The following is a 19,178-nucleotide window of genomic DNA, read 5'->3' as shown; positions in this document are numbered from 1 at the left end:
GGTAAACTTTGTGGTTTTTCGGAGTGTATTTGCTTAATATGACCGCACGACTTTTCTTTTTCGCTTTACTCCTACTTATACTTTCCTGCAAGGAGGATGAAAAACCGAACGAAAATACAGCTCGGGTCTCCATCACAGGTTTAGAATTGATTTCGGCTGAGGTACCGGACGCAAGAATACTTGCCTCCACTACCTGGATCCATCCTTATCCGACCGAATTAAGACTTGTTTTCAAAGAGAGCCAAACCGGGAAGTCCTTCGATCTCAGCATCAATCCAAATGATTTTAATACCCCGTTTCAAATCGATTTACCCTTTGGCAACTATACTTATGAAGGTAAAAGTGTAGTTTCCGGCACCAGTTTGGCAGTTCTTCCGATCACGGTAAAAGGAAATATCCAACTTTCCACCTCAAGTACGAATCTGCTTTTACAAGGATATTCTGACTTTGGTTTGGTGACAATTTCGAAAAGAAATCTAAGCTCAAGTCCCATTTTGAGAGGAACACAACCTTCTCCCCTTTTTGAAAAATCAGGGTTCTATTACGCCTACTTGAAAGGGAGTGGACTAGCAAAAGTCGATTTGAGTTTCAGCTCTGGAAAAAAGCTACGTTTACCGGTTAATCATCTGGCTTTCAACCACAATCAAGTTCAATTCCGAACCTTAGGAGATTCTGACCCGGATATTTTTCTTCCCAAGGATTTTCCTTTAGAGCAGAGAAATTTCATACTTTCCCCTCAGGGCTACCCCACCGAATTGGTGGCTTATTCCAGAGTTGACCTTCCTTCAAGCCAACGCGAAACATCAGGTTTGGCCTGGATTCAGGGTAGACTTTTTTCAATCAATGACGGAGGCAATGCCCCAGAAATCTATGAACTGAATCCACAAAACGGGACTTTGATTCGTACGATCCGGGTGGAAGGTGTGAGCAATGTGGATTGGGAAGATCTGGCCACCAGCCCAACACACTTATTCATCGGTGATTTTGGAAACAATAATGGCAACAGGACGGATCTCAGAGTATTAAAAATCCCCGTCAACTTATTACTAAACCAAACCTCCGTTTCTCCTGAAATCATTGAATTCACTTTTTCGGATCAAGTTCAATTCAGTAACTCTCCCAATTCCCACAATTTTGACTGCGAGGCAATGGCCTATGGAAACGGTAAAATTCAGCTCTTTTCCAAAAATTGGCAGGATTCACGTACGAAGCACTATACCCTTTCTGAAAATCCCGGAAAACAAGTGGCCACCTTAATTGGAGATTTTGATGTAGAAGGGTTGGTCACCGGTGCAGATATCAGCTTGGATGGAAAAAGTCTTGTTTTGCTGGGTTACGAGAACAACGGTATTTTTTCGCGCTCGTTCGTTTGGACTTTCACTTCCTTCAACGGATCGAATCTTCAAAGTGGAGAAGCTTTTCGATTTTTCATCGGAAGTCCCGCCAACCTTGGGCAAACGGAAGGCATTGTCTTCATGAAAAGCCCGGAAACAAAAATTTCGGGAGAAGCCATCAGCCTAGGTGGCACAAGCATTCCCCCGAAATTAGTTGAATTGGATCTAAACGGGATCTTTACCCCTTGATTAGCCTTTTCTCATGGCTTTGTAAGTATTGATCAGCCCATTGGTCGAGCTGTCGTGGGATTCGATTTCTTCCTCTCCGGCGAGTTCGGGAAGGATGCCATTAGCCAGCACTTTTCCCAGTTCTACCCCCCACTGGTCGAAACTGAAAATATTCCAAACCACGCCCTGCACAAAAATCTTGTGCTCATACATGGCAATCAGTTGTCCTAAGGTATAAGGAGTGATTTTCTTCACCAATATGGAGTTGGTTGGGCGGTTTCCTTCAAATACCCGATGCGGAGCGATTTTTTCAATTTCTTCGTCTGACTTTCCTGATTTTCTCATCTCAGCTTTTACCTCCTCCAAGGACTTACCCTTCATGAGCGCTTCTGTCTGAGCAAAGAAATTGGAAAGTAACTTCTGATGGTGATCCCCGATGGGATTGTGAGAAATGGCCGGAGCAATAAAGTCACATGGGATCAAGTGCGTACCCTGGTGGATCAATTGGTAAAAGGCATGCTGTCCGTTTGTTCCCGGTTCGCCCCAGATGATTGGTCCTGTAGTATAGGTAACCGTCTCCCCGTTTCGGGTTACATATTTACCGTTGCTTTCCATATTTCCTTGCTGGAAATAGGCTGCAAACCGATGCAGGTACTGGTCGTAAGGCAAAATAGCCTCCGAAGTCGCACCAAGAAAATTGGTATTCCAAATCCCGATCATAGCCAAGATCATGGGAATATTCCGATCAAAAGAGGTATGACGAAAATGCTCATCCATGGAATACGCACCGGAAAGAAGCTTTTCAAAATTGTCAAACCCAATGACGCAGGCAATAGGAAGGCCGATAGCGGACCACAGTGAATATCTTCCTCCTACCCAATCCCAAAAGGCAAACATGTTGGCTGTATCAATTCCGAAGGCCGAAACAGCCTTGGCATTGGTGGAGAGAGCCACGAAATGTTTGGCCACCGCGGATTCATCCTTTGCTTTTTCCAAGAACCAAGATCTAGCCGTATGGGCATTGGTCATGGTTTCTTGAGTGGTGAAGGTTTTGGAAGCAATAAAGAAAAGCGTTGTCTCAGGATCAAGCTTTTTTAAAGTTTCGGCGATGTGGGTCCCGTCTACATTGGAAACAAAGAATATCTCCAAGTTGGGATTTTGGTAAGGCTTCAGTGCTTCGGTCACCATTACAGGGCCGAGATCCGAACCTCCTATCCCAATATTGACCAGAGATTTGATGGGCTTTCCGGTGTATCCGAGCCAGGTTCCCCCATGGATTTGATTGGCAAAGGCCTTCATTTGGGCTAGGACAGCATTGACATCCGGCATCACATCTTTACCGTCGACATATACCGGGTGACTCTTTCTGTTTCTAAGAGCGGTATGAAGGACAGCCCTGTTTTCTGTTTGGTTGATCGCTCCTCCTGAAAACATTTCCTCCATGGCCTCATGAACACCGGTTTCCCTTGCCAGATCCATCAGTGCTGCCAGGATTCCGTCTGAAATCCGGTTTTTGGAGTAGTCTACCAATATATCTTCAAAGCGGATGCTGAACTGTTCGAATCGGCCGGGATAGTTGAAATGGGAGGCAATCGTGTGATTTTTATGCTTTTCCCGCAATTCCAAAAGTCTGGCCCAAGCGGGTGTTTGGGTCGGGTTAATTGTATTCATGTGAAATAGGTAAGGTTTGGGCAAAATTAAGATTTATCCCGGGCTTTGATACTTCAAATGCAGGAATTGAATAGAGTATTGAGTGGATCCATTGAAAACCTATACTAAATAATTCTTGCAATACTCTTCCCTGTCCGCTATATTACAAATCAATTAGTTGATTTACCTTGATTCGAGTTTGTTTTTATCTTCTTCTAGTTTTTACCATTGGGAGTGGTTCATTTACCTCATCAGGGCAGTCTGTCCAACCAATACCTCTCAATCAGCATAATTTTGAAATCCCGGAAGAGGACTCCGTAAATAAGGTATTTTACAAATTGGTTTCTTTCACAGCGGATTCGACAAAAATTGAGCGGATTTTCAATTTGGACAATCAGGTGATCCAAATTATACGAACTTCCCCTAAGGAAGGTGACTATCAGGAACAGACCTTGGAAAAGTTTGATAGCAATGGTCAATTGAAGTCTAAAACCACCGCCAACCTGGCGAATAGCAAGTTAATCAAGAGTTATTTCAAAAATGGGGAACAAGTGGCTCAGGTGATGTATCGGGGAGAACACAAATACACGATCTTTCGAACCGGATATGAAAGCCCAAGACAAACTCTGGAAAATGATTTTGAACCAAGGCCTAATGAAAAAAAGAACGACTTCGACTTCTTTCTGGGAGAGCGTACCAAATTTTCGAGTAATGAATGGCCAAGCATTCCCCACCATGGGGTCATTGGAGTGCTTGTGGACGAAGCAGGAACGGTAAAGGAGGTGGTTTGGACAAACCCACCAGAAGCAGAAAAGTGGGTGGCAGATAAATTTCTGAAAGCGATCCGAGCTTGGAAAAAGGGATTTCTTCCGGCGATGGACGAGTTTGGAAATCCGGTAGAGGAATGGGCCTATTTTCATTTTAGAGCAGGAGGAAGGCTAGAAAATGCACAAATGATCCTCAAGCTCAATATACCCTAATCCTCGAACCTTTTAAAAATCAGCTTTATGAACTTCAAAACGATTTTTATCCTGTTTTTTCTCATTTTTCAAGGGAAGGAAAATATCCTGGAAGCCCAGCAACAGGTAATCCGACTCAACCGACATTATTATGAAATCGCTCCGGAAGATTCGGTCAATCACACCTTCAACAAATTGATCTCCTATACCACTGACTCAACAAAAATCCAGCGAATCTTCACTCTGAACAATAAAATCAACCGAATTATCCGTACAGCAAAACCCAAAGTGGATTTTCAGGAACAAATCACCGAACAATACAATCCAGCGGGGAATATTCAGTGGAAGAAAACCCTGAATCTGGTAAACGGGAAATTTCTGACCACTTACTTTTTTGATCAACAGCAGGTCGGTCAGGTGCTTTTTGAAGGTGGAAACAATTACTTCATCTTAAAGTCCGGAGAGGAAGAACCCACCCTGACTTACGTAAACGAATTTGAGCCTCAACTCCTAAACAACAAGGAAGACTGGCTAAACTATGTGATGAATCACTTTAATTTCAAACCTTCCGAATTACCCAAAGAGCGACAAACGATCATTGCAGCCCTATTTGTAGATGATCAGGGAAAAGTCTCACAAGTCGATTGGGCTAATCCATTGGAAGCAGATAAAAAATATGCTGACCGATTTCTGGAATTGGTTAAAAATTGGAATTGGCAGTTCCTTCCGGCAGAGGATGCTTTTGGAAATACGGAAGGGAAATGGATCACGATCCCGTTCAACATAGGAAACTAAACTAATTTAAACTTACCCACCATGAAAAATCTCTTTATCCTGATTTCTATCTTGTTTTTTGCTTTTGGCGCTCAAGCCCAAAAAACCACTCCACTTAACCGGCACTTTTATGAAATCTCAAAAAAAGATTTGGACAATAAGGTTTATACCATGACTGAATCAAAGACTCCCTCGGGAGACCTGTTTTATCTGATATTTGATGACCAAAACAGACGGATCCGACAAATCAAAGTCAGCTACAATGCTGAGGAAAAATTTAATCAGGAAGTCACCGATACCTACGATACGCTGGGCAATCTGATCAGTCAAACGCTTCTCAACTTGGACAATAAAAAATCCCTGACCCTATATTTTGACCAAGGCGTCAAAAAAGGCCAAGTCATCAAGCATGATTACAAACACTTTGAGATTTGGAGAGCGAATAAGGAAGAAACTTACGAGCTCCACTATGATGACTTTATGCCCGGATATGAATTGGAGGCTTGGGTTGATTTTTTAGCAAAAAACCTAACCTACCCCCTCGCACCGAGAAGAGCCGGAATTTCTGGAACTGTTTTCCTGGCCCTGTTGATTTCGGAGACTGGGGAGCTTTTGGAATATGAGGTAGCCAATGAAGCCACGATGGACAAAAATCTAGTCAAAGAAGGACTGAGAATGGTCGAGAAGTTTAAGGGCTCCTACATACCAGCTTTAGATCATCAAGGTCGGCCTGTGAAGGCTTGGCTTTATTTGCCCATCCGTTTTAGTCTTGGATGACCCCTCTGCCAAATCAAAAAAGCCAAAGCTGAAAAATTCAACTTTGGCTTTTTTGATGGTGAGGTTTGGGATTAATTTCCGCCTGCCTTTTCTTCCGCTTTCGCTTTTCGCTTGAAGCCCTTATTGAAAGGCCAGGTATACTCCAGTGCCTCCATGCCTTTATTCAGATTGTAAGTTGCCGAATCGGTATTTTCCAAGGTGCTTTTCAGCGATTTGGCAAATTCCGGATCATTCAAAAGCATTCCCAAAGAATTATCTGATGAATTGAGTTTATCCGTAATGGTCTGGAGCTCCTTGGTCAAAGTCTCCGTATTGGCACTGGTTGATTTGAGGTTTTCCATAGTTGCTTTCAAATCCGGAACGATGGTCTGATCGGTGACCAGATCGTTAAGCATATTCCCCTTCTGATTCAGTTTGGCAGTGAAGGTATTCAGGTCAGCAATCATTTTGTTGCTGTTGGTCGAGGCTCTTTCCAGGTTTGCCAGAATAGACCTGAAGTTCTTAGCCAAGGTAGAATCCGTCATTACGGCTCCCACGATGCCTTCACCGGCCGCGAGTTTGCCTGTGAGTAGTTTTAGATCGTTGGTGATATCTACCAGGTTTTGATTGTTTTCCTGTAGAGTTTCCATCATTTTGTCCGTGTCCAAAGGCATGACTGCTTCCAGTCTGTCCCCCTCCTCAACCGGTGGATAATCCGTACTGCCACCATAGATCACGATAATTTTGTTACCGATCAATCCGTCTGAACTGATCGTAGCTTTTGAGTTTTTCCGGATAAATTCAGAGACAGATTTTTCCACGTTCATTTCCACTTCAACTTGAGAGTCTCCATAGAAATTGATTTTGCGAACAGTTCCGATTTTCACACCGGAAAACCAGATGTTATTACCCGTTTGCAAACCTCCGATATCATCAAATACTGCTTTAAGATGAACTGCTTTTACAAATTTTTTCTGTTGCCCGCCTAGGGTCAGAATGCCTGTAACCAAAATCGCTATCCCTAAGAAGACAAAAATGCCTACTAAGACAGATCGTTTATTTTCTCCTCTCATGAGTTGATAAAATTATAATCGTAAAATGACTTGATTCGCTCGTCGACCGCATGAGGGAACACTTCCTCAAACGTTCCCATTGCTTTAAATTTTCCGTCCAAAAGAACGGCCATTCGGTCACCTGTTTGCTTGGCACAGGCCAAGTCATGGGTAATCACAATGGATGTTGTCTTGTACCTATCTCTGACTTCATGGATAAGATTATTAATATCAACACAGGTAATGGGATCCAATCCTGCAGTGGGTTCATCATAAAGCATGATTTCAGGATTAAGAATCAGCGTTCTCGCAACCCCGATCCGTTTCTTTTGACCTCCAGACAATTCTGAGGGCATCTGATTAATAGTCTGCGGAAGTCCAACGGCATCTAGCAATTCCTCAATTCGCATGGTAACCTCTTTTTTGGTGAGGTTTTTCACATTTCTGACCAAAGGAAATTCCATATTTTCCCTGACCGTCATCGAGTCATAAAGTGCAGAATTCTGAAAGGAGAATCCTATTTTGAGTCTGAGAGCATTAAGGTCTTTGGTTGAAAGTGAGGATACTTCCTTTCCCAAAACTTGCATACTGCCACTGTCTTGTTTCAATAGCCCAACCATGATTTTGATCAATACGGACTTTCCTGTGCCTGAACGGCCCAAGACCACCAGATTCTCTTCCCTGTGAAGATCAAGATCCACGCCTTGCAATACATCCAAATCTCCAAAAGATTTGTAAAGATTTCTGATGACAACTACTTTTTCCCGATTATCCATAGCTTACATCCCCCTGATTGCATTGACGATCTGAAGAGCCAACAGCTCCTCGATAAAGATCAAAAACATGGAAATTACAACGGCGGAGTTGGCCGCACGTCCTACACCCTCGGTTCCTTTGGATGAATGGTAACCCTTATAACAGCCCACAATCCCGATTGTGAATCCGAAAACAAGGGACTTGATCACAGATGAAAATACATCCAAAAACGTAATGGCATCAAAAACCTGAACGAAGAAAGTGGAAAGACTGACCAATTCCTTACTGTTGACATTGATGAAAGAACCTACCAAGGCAACAAAATCAGTATACATGACCAAAATCGGAATCATGAAAGTGGTCGCTAAAACCCGAGTAACCACCAGAAACTTAAACGGATTGGTAGCAGAGACTTCCATGGCATCGATTTGCTCGGTTACCTTCATGGATCCGATTTCCGCACCAATGCTTGAGCCAACTTTGCCGGCAGCTATCAAAGCAGTCACCAAAGGTCCCATCGCACGTACAATAGCGATAGCAATTAATGCAGGTAACCAGGAAGTCGCACCAAACTCGGATAAAGAAGGACGAGATTGATTGGTAAAAACAATCCCTACTATAAAACCAGTCAATGAAATAAGAGGCAAGGATTCCACCCCAATTCGATAACATTGGTGAATAACCTCTTTGAATTCGTAGGGGGGCAGAAACACTTCCTGGAAAAAGCGTCGAACAAAGTTCCAGGCGTCTGCCAGTCCCGTAAAAAACTTATCAATTTTTTTCGAAATAAGGGGCTTTCTATCGTCTGCTTCTCCAGCCATAATTTAAATCAGATGTTCGAAAATAAGGATTTTTCTCGAATGGGTTTGGGAAAATGACTCAAGGTGAAAGGATTTGAAGAAGATCGGTTTCTGAAAGGGGTTTCTCAAAAAAACCAGAAATTCTTGGATCCCCTTCTGCTCTGATTCGATCCGATGCCATTATCGATCCGGTCACTATGTAAAGCTTTCCCTTGAAACCAATATTTTCAAGTTCTTGGACAAAATCCCAACCATCCATCATGTCTAGATTCAGGTCAGTGATGATGATATCTACCGGATTACTTTTCAAGCTATCAATGACACTTTCTGCAGATTCAAAAAAATGAATTTGCACGTCAACAAATAAGAGTTGAATTTTTTTCCGAATGAGCAGGTGTTGGATTTTGTCGTCATCCACTACGATAATTTGCTTTTGCGAAAAGTTACTCATTGGTAAAAATCGGTTTTCACCTCAGGTAAAGATTAGATATGGAATTGCCCAAAATAACGAAAGAAAAATGAAAGCCGGATTTTGTTTGACTAAAATTAGGAAAATGAAAATTCCATTCTCCTGAACCATTTTCCAAGAGAAAAAAGAAAATTAGTCTTATCTAATTTTTTTAGACAATACAAATTAAGGTATACTGAAATCATATTTAAAATATTATTTATCAATAGATTATTATCATTAAATAAAAGTATCACTTTCAAAAAAAACACCATAAAAAAAGCATCTAGCCGCTCCCTATTCCCCTTCATAATTCAAGCAAAGAAGGACTCGAATCAGGTTCATTTTGTTGATAGATTAAACCTATCATGGAAAGATCTGCATTCAATCCTGCGATTTTTAAAATGAAAAATTTTGAAAAAGACTTCTCAAAAATTACCGCAATGAGGTGAAACTCCTTTTGTCCTTTCTTTTTGATTGGAAATCAAATGGGTTTTTTAAAGCAATCAAAGACCTTAATTTTCCTTGACAAATGAGTGATACAATTACAAAAATCTTTCTTGCATCAATTTATCAATCCTTCATTTTCCCAGCTGAAAAATGATCTATCCATCGGCTTCAGATTACTTCATCAAATCTGAAAGGGATATGCTACCTTTAGGAAAACCCTACCCTTCTATGAAAAAGATCTTATTATTCCTTGGTCTGATTTTTACGGCTTCTTGGGCAGCCCAAGCCCAAAGCCAATACGACGAAGCCCTAGCCAAAAAATTAGGAGCAGATAATATCGGAATGAAAAAATACGTCATGGCTTTCCTCCTTAGAGGTGACCGAGTGGCAGAATATACCCCAGAACAACGGCAGGAAATCCAAGCCGGTCACATGGCTAACATTGGAAAAATGGCAGAGATGGGAAAACTGGTATTGGCCGGACCTTTCTTCGGAAATGATGACCTCCGCGGCATTTACATTTTCGATGTGCAAAGCATTGACGAAGCCAAAGCCCTCACCGAAACTGACCCAGCCATTCAAGCCGGTGTACTAAAAATGGACCTGAAAGAGTGGTATGGTTCTGCCGCGCTCATGATGGTAAATGAGATTCATGGGAAGATCGCTAAAGGAAGTGTTCAGTGATCAGTCTTCAGTCGCAGTCTGTCTGAACACTGGAAGCTGACCACTGGTAACTGACTCACCTCCCACAGATCTCCTTGTACGCACAGAAGGTGCACTTTTTTTCGTCCTCCGTCTGGTCAAAAGGAACCTCTGGGTTGAAGATCTCAGCCAATAATCCGCTTAATCCGCTTTCAAACTCGGCGGCAAAATCCCGGTAATCAGAATTTTCCTCCTTGTCCATGACCAAAAATGGACTGAACTGTGGATTGTAGATCTCCTTGATATTGAAAATTCCCGGTTTCAAAGGAAGCTGATTAGCTCGGTGCTCGTATTGATAGAAGTAAGCATAGAGCAAGGTTTGCATGGCCGCCTTGTTTCGCTTGTCATCTTCCCGATCAAAAAGTGAAGCAATCGAACTCACCTTTTTATTGTCCTTCCCGGTTTTGTAGTCCAGCAATCGCACGACGCCGTCTTTGATGTCCATGCGGTCAATTACGCCTTTCAGCGCGATTTCTACCTTGCCCTGAGCAGTTTCCACGGGAATTCCAGCCTGGTATTCTTTCTCCAAACCAATCACCCGGAAAGGGCCATTCTTCTGATCGTAACTCAGGATTTCTTTCACATACTTGATAAAAACCTCCCGGGCGATCACCAACTGCCCGCTTATCTCAAACTCCTCTCCTGCTTCCTTTTTGTAAAACTTGCGAATGGCCTTATCTACTGCTTCGGGCACCTGAGGTAGCAAGCGATCAATGGTATGAGAATCGATATCCCGATGGGACTTGCCCTCTTCTACTTCATAAAGAAATTCCAAGGCACTGTGCAAAAGCGTCCCAAACGTCATCGGATCGATCTCCGATACCACTTCCTCCTTTTCCTTCAAACCCGCCACATAGCGGAAATAGAATCTTAAACGACAATCCAAATACATGGAAAGCGCGGAAGCGGAAAAGCTTTTGGCATACGAATCTCCCTCCTTTTTCACATAGCTGGCAAGCCGCTGCAAAATCTCTGGCGACTTTTTCAGGGTGATCTCCTTACCGGGAGTCAATTGCACGGGAATCATCACGGTCTCAGGTTTGGCGACATGAAGCTCTGCCTGCATCTGCTGCACAAATCGGCTTACCTCGTTCGCTTTTCCCTGATCAGCTGCTGTCGTGTAAATCAGGTGAACCTCTTCAGCCCGATGCAAGAGACGGTAAAAGGTATAGGCATAAATCGCGTCATTCTGCTCCTGAACCGGCAAACCAAAAGCACGGCGAAGGTTAAACGGAATCATGGAATTGATGCCTCCTCCTGGAGGAAAGCTGCCCTCATTCACATCACAAATGATCACACGGCGGAAGTCCAAGTTTCTCGATTCCAACACACCCATGATCTGCAAGCCTTGCAAGGGCTCCCCCTCGAATGGCAATTTCAACTCCCTGAAAATCTGCCGAAACAACTTCAGCACAAAGTCCATCTTCAATCCCTTGTCCTGATTAGTTCGGAAAACTTCCTTCAATCGATTCAGCTGTTTGAAAGCTTGATACAAATAGCTGCGCTGAATGACATCTTCTTTCAGTTCCTGCGCGAGGTATTGGATGATTTCTCCCAAATAATCAAAAAGATCCTGTGGCTCGACCTTTCGGAAGACCAGTTGAAACAGGGTGCCTTCTTTAGCTAAAGCTTCTACTGGCACATCCAAGAGATTATCCAGCTTGATCTTTTCTGAGATTTCCTTGGCAAATTCCGAATCCGAGGCTTTCAGGTAAGAAAATGAAAGCAAGTCAATCACCGGTTTGTGGTAAAAGAACACCTTGCTATTTTTCCACTTCGCATAACGCTGCAAGTCCAAAACTGCATCCAAAAAGGCATAGATTGGCGCATTTCGGATGGGGTAACCCATGGTCACGTTGAGTTTGGAAATCGTCTCAGGAAGCGTATGAAGTACCGGAAAAAGCAATTGCTCATCGGGTAGGATAATCACTGTTTCTTCCAAGGCTTCCTCTTTCCCAACTTTTTCCAAAAGCTTCCCGACCAAGTTGGCTTGATTGGTTTTCAGCGGAATGGCATGCGTATGGATTACTGCGGCTTTTTGACTGATTTCAGCAGGGATTTCCTCCGGGAAAGTCTTTCCCAACACGGGATCTTTTTGGTAATCTCTGAAAAACAAACCTGCTTCCTGAAGTCGATCATCCAAGTAATAGGCATCCACATCCCAGAAAACTGCTGCGCCAAACTCCTTCACAAAATGCTTGATCAGCTTTTCCTCGGTCAGGGTAAAGGCATTAAAACCCACAAATACCACGTGCTTCTCAGGCTTTGTGATAAGGTCTGTATTTTCTGCCACCTGTCTGTACAATTGACCGGAATAGGCTAAACCCGCAGTTCGAAGCCTAGCCTGAAATCCCTCATAGAGCTGGGCCAAAATCTGCCAAAATCTCAGGAATCGCTCTTGCTCGGATGCATTCTGCCGCTCAAAAGCCTTCCAAAACTGTGAAATCAACTCTTTTTGCTCCTCAGAGAGGTAACTTAAATCAGATTCAAATTCTTTGATTTCGGCCAGATTGGTATAAACGGTCTTCGCAGGAGCCAAAAACTGATCGAGGTCGTTGAAGTCTTTCAGGATCAATTCACCCCAGAAATAAAAGCGATCAAAGTCCTCCGGCTCGGTTTGAATCTGACGGTACAGCTCATACAATTCAAAGATCAAAGTCAGCTCATCCGCAGGTGTGTTCCCCGCCAATCGGTAAAACAGTTGCTCGATCGTGATCACCTCCGGCATCCAAACCGGCTCATCGATCAACTCTCCCATGTATCGGGTGAAAAACAAACCCGCACGTCGATTGGGAAGGACGATAGTGATTTCCTTCAGGTCTCGACCTGATTCCAGGATCTTTTGGGCCGTTTCTTTCAAAAATGGGTTCATACTTCCAAAATTTCAGTGGGTTCGAGATAGCACAGATAGCCTTTGACCGGGAGTTGACTCAGTTTGGCAACCAAGCCCATGTATTCTTTCACTTGCTGGAGGTGGGTTTCCCGCTTTTCTCCGGTTTTAAAATCGATGACCAAGGCTTGATCTTTTCCGATCAGGATTCGGTCAGGACGCTTTTGCGCTCCTCCGGGAAGCAAAATTCCCTGTTCGGAAAGCGACTGGTAGGCAGGACCAAACCAATCCTGAATCTGATCCAAGGCAAACAGCATTTCCAATTGCACTTTGACTTCCTCAGCCGTGGCCTCATCCCACCGCCCTTCGAAAGTAAACTCACGAAGCAATCGCAAGGCGTCCTCCAAGCTTTGGGAATCAGCCAAAAGCTCATGAATAATCACACCCAGCTTTCTCTGATTTCTGGCCTGCAGACCGTCCTCGGAAAAGTCCCAGGCATAATTCCGAGTTTTGAGCTTTTCCTTCCAGTCCAAAATCTCCCATCGCAAACCCAAAGGTGGTTTCGGCTTTTGATCTTTCGGAGGAATTTTTCTCCCCCACTCTCCCCAATCAAAGGTCATCATTTCAGAATTCCAACCCTGATCAGATGGATCAGGGATATGAAAACCAGTGGAAAAGAGCGTGTAAAGTACATTTCCGGTTTGGTTGAGCTTAACCCCTTCTTTACTTCTCGTAAAATCCGAAAAGCCCCAAATCACTTCTTCCGCACGGGTAAATGCCACATAAAGCATATTAAGCGAGTCGAGGTAAGCAAGTCGAACTTCATCCTCATAGTATTCGGAGAAATGGGAGTTTTTGAGTACGCTTTGATGCGTGAGTGGAACAACGGTTTCCAGATTTCCCAACTGATACGGCGCCCAGATCACGGGAGCTTGCTGTCCGCTTGATACAATTCTCCAGTCCAAAAACGGCATAATCACCACTTTGTACTGCAAGCCCTTAGACTTGTGAATCGTCAGGATCCGCATCGCATCGTGGTCCTCTGGGATTTTCACCGTTCGCTTGCCCTTATTGAGCTCCCACCAATCAAGGAATCCCATCAGATCGGCTCGATTCTTTTTCACAAAATCAAACACCGCCTCCTTGAATCCGGAGACATACGCCAAGTCCTGCTGCTTTTCGGTCAAACCCAAAAAGGAAAGCCCCTCCTCCATCAACTCAACCAGAGGAAGCTGAAGTAGGCTGCTTTCTATGGAAAACAGTTGCTTTTCTTTTTCTCTTAAGGATTCGGGAAGACTATGATGGTAAAACAGCGAGTGGCTCAGTTCGATCTCATGAAGCAAAGCGTAATAGTGCCAAAGCGTCTTCAAGGCAACCTTGTCAGATGGATTATTCAAATAGGTCAAAAAGGCCAAGAGGCATTTGACCGCAATAGATTTGTCGATAAATAGGGATTCCTCTGAAAGCACATCAAAGCGATAACCCGAATCGGGATTTTCCCGATGGTAATTCATCAGATAATCGGCGATTTCAGCTCCCTGAGCATTTTTCCGCACCAAAAAAGCAATATCGCTTAATCCATAGCCCTGATCCTGAAGCTGCATCACCAAGCCGGGCAGTTTTGCCAAAACGGTTTCTTCCGATTCATCTTCCTCTGTTTCCTCATCCTCGGACGAACTTCTAGAGTTGCTTTTTTCGGTAAACTCCAGGTGAATTTTTCCCTGAAACTCGAGATCCTTTTTCTTCTGAGGCACCTTCTGAGCCACTTCTAAAAATGCATCATTGAGGAGATTTTGGGCATCGACTGCGAAATAGTCCTGCATGCCGGACTGCATCAAGGCAGGCAACTGCTCAAAAAGCGCATTATTGAACTCGATGATCCCCGGTAGGCTTCGGAAGTTGGTATCCAAGTTTTTCACATCGATCAAATCCTCCCGAATCTGCCGCTGCACTTCATTCAAAAGGAGTTCTAATTTTCCTCCTCGCCAGCGATAGATGGATTGCTTTACATCGCCCACGAGCAGGTTGGTATTTCCGGAGGCTAGGGAGTTTTCAAGCAAAGGTCGAAAGCTGGACCACTGAAAATCTGAAGTGTCCTGAAACTCATCGATCAGAAAGTGGCGGTATTGATTACCTATTTTTTCATAGATAAAAGGCGCCTCATTGCCTTCGGTGATTTGCTTGAGAAAGTCGTTGACATCCGAAATCAGCAAAATACTTTCTTCATCTTTCAGGTCCCGAAGCTCCAAAATCAAGTCTCGGAAGACCCCGAAAGCGTTCAGATTACGCTGCAAGGCTGAAAGCGTGTTCCAGTGAAGGACTTTTTCTGGCCATGAAAAAAGTATAGAACTCAAGCCTGCTTCAACTGCCGAAATAATGTTGGGTGCATTTTTCGCTCCCTTGGAAAACCAATTGTTGGAATCCGGCAAATCCCGAAGCATGACTTCCGTGAGTTCAGGAAAAGGGAATTTCGGGTCGCCCAATCGGGAAAATCGCAAAGCAAAACTTCTCGATCCTCCTTTAAAATCCGTCCACTCCAAGCCAAACTGAGCCCGAATCGACTCAGCTTTTGCATTCATTTCTTCTGCCTCAGCGATCAGTTTTCGACGCTCAACATGCAGTTGCTTTCGGAATTCTCCTAAAAAACCTTCCTGGGCCACACTTTCCTGAAAGAGTGATCGAAAGGCCTTAAATCGCTCCTGAAAAATCTCCCGGCCCAAACCTTTGATGCCGTTTCGGATATCCCAGGTTTTTCCCTCCTCGATCTGTTCCTCGGCATAGCCGATCAGCCATGCTCTCAAGTTTTTATCCTGAGCCACCTTCTCCACAATTCGATCCACCAATCGCTCCAAGACTGCATCGGTATCCAGCTCCAAGTCAAACTTGGCCTGCAGGTCCATTTCCCTCGCAAAGGATCGAATCACTTTCTGGAAAAAAGAGTCAATCGTACTGACCGAAAAATACCCATAACCATGAAGAATGCTCAAAAGCGTCTCTCGGGCCCTGCTTTGAAGTTGCTTTTCATCCAACTTTAGATGTTTCATCAACTCCTCATCCAAAAATTCCCCCTGCTTCACCCCATGACTCAGACGCTCAAGGACTTCCAAAATCCGCTCCTTCATTTCCGCTGTGGCCTTATTGGTGAAGGTCACAGCCAGAATCTGCTTAAAGCCTGACCTTGGATTTTGCAGGGCCAACTTGAGGTATTCCAAAGTAAGCGTGTAAGTCTTACCCGAGCCTGCTGAGGATTTGTAGATGATGAAAGGTTTCTGGTTCATGTGTCAAAAAGTAACAGGTCGAAGATAGGAAAGCAGGACCTTTTTCCTACAGCCAAAAAATCACTTTGACGATTATTGTCAGGAATCGACTGCGTAAAACCAATTGGAATTCCATGGCTTTTTGGCCATTTTCAAACTCCCGAAACCAATAAACCCATGAAGAAATACCTGATTCTAGTGCTGCTGCTGATTTTTTCGTTGCCCAATTTCGCCAAGGATGGCTACGAACTTTGGCTCGACTACCGACCGATCGAAAATTCAATTATGCGCTCGGAAGCAGATCGACTTTTCTCAGGCATCTTTTTTTTCGGGAAAAATCCCACCTACGAGGCCATCCAAAAAGAGCTTCAACTCGCTGCTCCCAAAATGACCGGAAAAGCGCCAGTTTTCTCCACCGAGCGACTGAACCAAACCCAGGTTTGGCTGGGAACGCGGGAGGAATTGGCTCAGGTTTTTGGGCTTCAGGATCAGGTGACCATCCGAAATCTGGGGGAAGATGGTTACTGGATGGGGCCGGTTATTTTTCAGGGAAAAACTTACTTCACGATCGTTGGGAATCGACCTGTAGGAGTCCTTTATGGAGTTTTTGACTGGCTCAAAAGCCTACAAAGCGGAAGTTTTGACTTGAATAAAGTAAAAATGGAAAGCCCGAAAATCCAGCTTCGCATGCTTAACCATTGGGATAATCTGGACCGAACGGTAGAGCGAGGCTATGCAGGTTTCTCGATTTGGGACTGGCACCGGCTGCCTGGATATATCGATCCGAGATATATCGACTATGCCCGCGCCAATGCGAGTATCGGCATCAATGCGGTCTCATTGACCAATGTAAACGCCAATGCAAGGATTTTGACCACGGACTTTATGAAAAAGGCCAAAGTGCTGGCCGATATCTTCCGACCCTACGGCATCAAAGTTTTTCTAACGGCCCGTTTCTCCGCTCCTATAGAAATCGGAGGACTCAAAACCGCCGATCCGCTCGATCCGGAGGTGATTGCTTTTTGGAAAAAGAAGACCAACGAAATGTATCAGCACATTCCCGACTTTGGGGGATACCTCGTCAAGGCAAATTCCGAAGGACAACCCGGGCCGCATGAATACCAGCGAACGCATGCAGAAGGTGCCAATATGCTTGCCGATGCTTTGGCCCTGCATGGCGGAGTGCTGATCTGGAGGGCTTTTGTCTATTCTCACGAAATCGACGAAGACAGGCACAAGCAAGCCAATCTAGAATTTGTGCCTTTGGATGGAAAATTTCGTGAGAATGTGATCATTCAGGTCAAAAATGGCGCGATTGATTTCCAGCCAAGAGAGCCTTTCCACCCACTTTTTGGGGCAGTGAAACAAACCAATCTGGGAGTTGAGTTTCAAATCACTCAAGAATACCTCGGTCAGGCTACCCAGCTTGTCTTCCTTTCTCCAATGTGGAAGGAAGTGCTGGAGAGTAAAACCTACCGCCCTAGCTCCGAAGCCACCGTTGCGGGAATTGTGGACGGTTCGGACTCCGGTCAAAAGCTCACCCTCATGGCCGGCGTGTCCAATATCGGCACGGACCGCAATTGGACCGGGCATCTCTTTGGCCAAGCCAACTGGTATGCTTTTGGGCGGTTGGCTTGGGATCCATACTTGAGTTCGGAGCAGATCGCTGAGGAATGGGCCAAGCTAACCTTTGGTCAAAATCCCGAAAATCTGGTCAAAATCAAGGAAATCATGCTCAATTCCCACGAAGCAGCTGTCAACTACATGACTCCGCTTGGCTTGCATCACATCATGGGATGGGATCATCACTACGGACCAGGACCTTGGGTGACTGGTGGAAGAGCGGATTGGACAGCGCTTTATTATCACCGTGCCGATAGTTTGGGAATTGGTTTTGACCGCACTGCCACAGGAAGCAAAGCTTTGGAACAATACGCGCCAGAGATCATCCAGGCTTGGTCTGACTCGGAACAGATTCCTGAGAAATACCTGCTTTGGTTTCATCATCTGCCTTGGGACTACACCATGAAATCCGGAAAAACACTTTGGGAGGAAATCGGGCTTCACTACGATCAAGGCGTAAAAAGTGCCAGAACTATGAAAGCTACTTGGGAAAGCCTCAATGGTGCGATCGATCCAGAGCAATTTTCCCATGTGAGTCAACTTCTTGGAATCCAAGTCCAAGAAGCCGAATGGTGGAGAAATGCCTGTCTGCTGTATTTTCAGTCTATTTCCAACAGACCATTTCCAAGCGAAATCGAACAGCCCGAGGGAGATTTGGAGTATTACAAAAGCCTGAGATTTCCCACCGCGCCTGGGATTCGGCCGAGGTGGTAAAAGAAAAAATCCTGCTTCCAGAGAAGCAGGATAAAAGAATCTGAGGTAGTGTATTTCAGCTGAAGGCTGTATGTCTATCGAATTTCCACCGTATTTCTGATTTTAGAATGATATCATTTCCAGTCATTTATACGTACATTAGGGCATTCATACGCATACGATGAAAAAGAAGCTCAACATCACCATCGAGGAAAAGCTGCTGGAAAAAATCAAAGCCTACGCCGAGTCCAAAGACCGAAGCGTGTCGGATTTGGTGCAGGAGCATTTTGAGACCCTTCTAAAGCCGCGTCCGCCTTTGCCCAATGGGATGACGTTGGTGGAGTACATGAAGTCACTGCCGAAATCCAAGGTCGAATTTCCTGAAGGAATAGATTGGAAAGAGGAGTACTACCGTGCCAAAGCCAAAAAATGGGGCTATGAAGATCTTCTTTGATGTAAATGTGATCTTGGATTTCTTTCTGGAAAGAAGCCCCGACCAAGATCGATTAAATGAATTTTTCCTAAAACTTGAAGAGAGAAAGATTCATGGCTTTATCTCGATTTCAGTGCTCCAAACTTGCTGTTATTACCTCGAGCTTGCAAAAGGTTTGGAAGTGACTAAAGAAATTGCAGGTGTAATTGCTAAAAGATTTGACTTTTTGGAAGGCTCAAAATATGAGGTACTTAGTGCCATTGAATCTGATTTTGATGACTTAGAGGATGCTATTCACTACTTTATCGCTATCAATTCTGAAATGGAAGGAATTGTAACAAATGATCAGAAATTTTTAAGGCACTCCAAGCCTCAACTTCCAATTTTGACACCCATTCAGTTTTTGGAAAGGCTTTAGAAAAAAAATCCTGCT

Annotated in this window: 15 protein-coding genes; 8 read left to right on the top strand and 7 right to left on the bottom strand. The window is 44.2% G+C overall.

All coding sequences use genetic code 11. The features are described from left to right. Positions 1–38: 38 nt before the first annotated feature. On the top strand, positions 39–1,583 hold the full coding sequence (locus DDT91_RS11210) for a hypothetical protein (RefSeq protein WP_187176274.1): 1,545 nt from the start codon (positions 39–41) through the stop codon (positions 1,581–1,583). Here the strand turns inward: DDT91_RS11210 and pgi are convergent, their stop codons facing one another. Beyond that, positions 1,584–3,233, bottom strand: a complete 1,650-nt coding sequence (gene pgi / locus DDT91_RS11205; protein WP_187176273.1) for a glucose-6-phosphate isomerase — start codon at positions 3,231–3,233, stop codon at positions 1,584–1,586. Between the two features lie 377 nt (positions 3,234–3,610). Here pgi and DDT91_RS11200 point away from each other — a divergent pair, with 377 nt between their 5' ends. Genes DDT91_RS11200 through DDT91_RS11190 form a run of 3 tightly spaced genes read left to right on the top strand, consistent with a single transcriptional unit; the run spans position 3,611 to position 5,722 of the window. After that, positions 3,611–4,192 carry a hypothetical protein gene (locus DDT91_RS11200; protein WP_187176272.1) on the top strand — a complete coding sequence of 194 codons (582 nt, stop codon included), beginning with the start codon at positions 3,611–3,613 and terminating at the stop codon, positions 4,190–4,192. Positions 4,193–4,219: 27 nt separating this feature from the next. Continuing rightward, complete coding sequence (locus tag DDT91_RS11195) at positions 4,220–4,966, top strand: hypothetical protein (RefSeq protein WP_187176271.1); 747 nt, start codon at positions 4,220–4,222, stop codon at positions 4,964–4,966. A 21-nt stretch (positions 4,967–4,987) separates the two neighbouring features. After that, positions 4,988–5,722 carry an energy transducer TonB gene (locus DDT91_RS11190; protein WP_187176270.1) on the top strand — a complete coding sequence of 245 codons (735 nt, stop codon included), beginning with the start codon at positions 4,988–4,990 and terminating at the stop codon, positions 5,720–5,722. Positions 5,723–5,793: 71 nt separating this feature from the next. Here DDT91_RS11190 and DDT91_RS11185 read toward each other — a convergent pair whose 3' ends face one another. Genes DDT91_RS11185 through DDT91_RS11170 form a run of 4 tightly spaced genes read right to left on the bottom strand, consistent with a single transcriptional unit; the run spans position 5,794 to position 8,760 of the window. After that, complete coding sequence (locus tag DDT91_RS11185) at positions 5,794–6,774, bottom strand: MlaD family protein (RefSeq protein ID WP_187176269.1); 981 nt, start codon at positions 6,772–6,774, stop codon at positions 5,794–5,796. Beyond that, complete coding sequence (locus tag DDT91_RS11180; protein WP_187176268.1) at positions 6,771–7,529, bottom strand: ABC transporter ATP-binding protein; 759 nt, start codon at positions 7,527–7,529, stop codon at positions 6,771–6,773. Before DDT91_RS11180 ends, DDT91_RS11185 begins: the two co-directional genes overlap by 4 nt. 3 nt (positions 7,530–7,532) lie before the next feature. Further along, positions 7,533–8,330, bottom strand: coding sequence for an ABC transporter permease (locus DDT91_RS11175; RefSeq protein WP_187176267.1), 798 nt, complete (start codon positions 8,328–8,330; stop codon positions 7,533–7,535). 58 nt (positions 8,331–8,388) lie between these two features. Continuing rightward, entirely contained in the window at positions 8,389–8,760 is a 372-nt protein-coding gene (locus DDT91_RS11170) for a response regulator (protein ID WP_187176266.1), read from the bottom strand. Positions 8,761–9,435: 675 nt separating this feature from the next. On the opposite strand from DDT91_RS11170, the gene DDT91_RS11165 reads away from it, so the two are divergent. After that, positions 9,436–9,891: a YciI family protein gene (locus DDT91_RS11165; RefSeq protein ID WP_187176265.1), complete on the top strand. Its 456-nt coding sequence runs from the start codon at positions 9,436–9,438 to the stop codon at positions 9,889–9,891. A gap of 55 nt (positions 9,892–9,946) precedes the next feature. Here DDT91_RS11165 and DDT91_RS11160 read toward each other — a convergent pair whose 3' ends face one another. Together DDT91_RS11160 and DDT91_RS11155 are read right to left on the bottom strand one after the other, a co-directional pair. Further along, complete coding sequence (locus DDT91_RS11160) at positions 9,947–12,781, bottom strand: PD-(D/E)XK nuclease family protein (protein ID WP_187176264.1); 2,835 nt, start codon at positions 12,779–12,781, stop codon at positions 9,947–9,949. After that, positions 12,778–16,017 carry an exodeoxyribonuclease V subunit beta gene (locus tag DDT91_RS11155; RefSeq protein ID WP_187176263.1) on the bottom strand — a complete coding sequence of 1,080 codons (3,240 nt, stop codon included), beginning with the start codon at positions 16,015–16,017 and terminating at the stop codon, positions 12,778–12,780. The genes DDT91_RS11160 and DDT91_RS11155 overlap by 4 nt, the downstream gene beginning before the upstream one ends. A 156-nt stretch (positions 16,018–16,173) precedes the next feature. On the opposite strand from DDT91_RS11155, the gene DDT91_RS11150 reads away from it, so the two are divergent. The 3 genes from DDT91_RS11150 (at position 16,174) to DDT91_RS11140 (ending at position 19,163) form a co-directional block, all read left to right on the top strand. Beyond that, positions 16,174–18,333, top strand: coding sequence for an alpha-glucuronidase family glycosyl hydrolase (locus DDT91_RS11150; RefSeq protein ID WP_187176262.1), 2,160 nt, complete (start codon positions 16,174–16,176; stop codon positions 18,331–18,333). Between the two features lie 160 nt (positions 18,334–18,493). After that, positions 18,494–18,766 (top strand): DUF6364 family protein, encoded by a 273-nt coding sequence (locus DDT91_RS11145; RefSeq protein WP_111394311.1) that lies wholly within the window; start codon positions 18,494–18,496, stop codon positions 18,764–18,766. Beyond that, the gene (locus DDT91_RS11140; RefSeq protein WP_111394310.1) at positions 18,750–19,163 is read left to right on the top strand and encodes a PIN domain-containing protein; all 414 of its coding nucleotides are present in this window, start codon (positions 18,750–18,752) and stop codon (positions 19,161–19,163) included. The genes DDT91_RS11145 and DDT91_RS11140 overlap by 17 nt, the downstream gene beginning before the upstream one ends. Positions 19,164–19,178 lie beyond the last annotated feature (15 nt).

Source organism: Algoriphagus sp. AK58 (genome assembly GCF_014324365.1).
In the GTDB taxonomy this organism is placed as follows: Bacteria; Bacteroidota; Bacteroidia; order Cytophagales; family Cyclobacteriaceae; genus Algoriphagus.
This window is presented reverse-complemented; position numbering and strand designations above follow the sequence as displayed.

Excerpts from the sequence above, each read along its gene's own strand:
- DDT91_RS11210 (WP_187176274.1), top strand. The coding sequence starts at position 39 with ATGACCGCACGACTTTTCTTTTTCGCTTTACTCCTACTTATACTTTCC.
- pgi (WP_187176273.1), bottom strand. The coding sequence starts at position 3,233 with ATGAATACAATTAACCCGACCCAAACACCCGCTTGGGCCAGACTTTTG.
- DDT91_RS11195 (WP_187176271.1), top strand. The coding sequence starts at position 4,220 with ATGAACTTCAAAACGATTTTTATCCTGTTTTTTCTCATTTTTCAAGGG.
- DDT91_RS11190 (WP_187176270.1), top strand. The coding sequence starts at position 4,988 with ATGAAAAATCTCTTTATCCTGATTTCTATCTTGTTTTTTGCTTTTGGC.
- DDT91_RS11185 (WP_187176269.1), bottom strand. The coding sequence starts at position 6,774 with ATGAGAGGAGAAAATAAACGATCTGTCTTAGTAGGCATTTTTGTCTTC.
- DDT91_RS11180 (WP_187176268.1), bottom strand. The coding sequence starts at position 7,529 with ATGGATAATCGGGAAAAAGTAGTTGTCATCAGAAATCTTTACAAATCT.
- DDT91_RS11175 (WP_187176267.1), bottom strand. The coding sequence starts at position 8,330 with ATGGCTGGAGAAGCAGACGATAGAAAGCCCCTTATTTCGAAAAAAATT.
- DDT91_RS11170 (WP_187176266.1), bottom strand. The coding sequence starts at position 8,760 with ATGAGTAACTTTTCGCAAAAGCAAATTATCGTAGTGGATGACGACAAA.
- DDT91_RS11165 (WP_187176265.1), top strand. The coding sequence starts at position 9,436 with ATGAAAAAGATCTTATTATTCCTTGGTCTGATTTTTACGGCTTCTTGG.
- DDT91_RS11160 (WP_187176264.1), bottom strand. The coding sequence starts at position 12,781 with ATGAACCCATTTTTGAAAGAAACGGCCCAAAAGATCCTGGAATCAGGT.
- DDT91_RS11155 (WP_187176263.1), bottom strand. The coding sequence starts at position 16,017 with ATGAACCAGAAACCTTTCATCATCTACAAATCCTCAGCAGGCTCGGGT.
- DDT91_RS11150 (WP_187176262.1), top strand. The coding sequence starts at position 16,174 with ATGAAGAAATACCTGATTCTAGTGCTGCTGCTGATTTTTTCGTTGCCC.
- DDT91_RS11145 (WP_111394311.1), top strand. The coding sequence starts at position 18,494 with ATGAAAAAGAAGCTCAACATCACCATCGAGGAAAAGCTGCTGGAAAAA.
- DDT91_RS11140 (WP_111394310.1), top strand. The coding sequence starts at position 18,750 with ATGAAGATCTTCTTTGATGTAAATGTGATCTTGGATTTCTTTCTGGAA.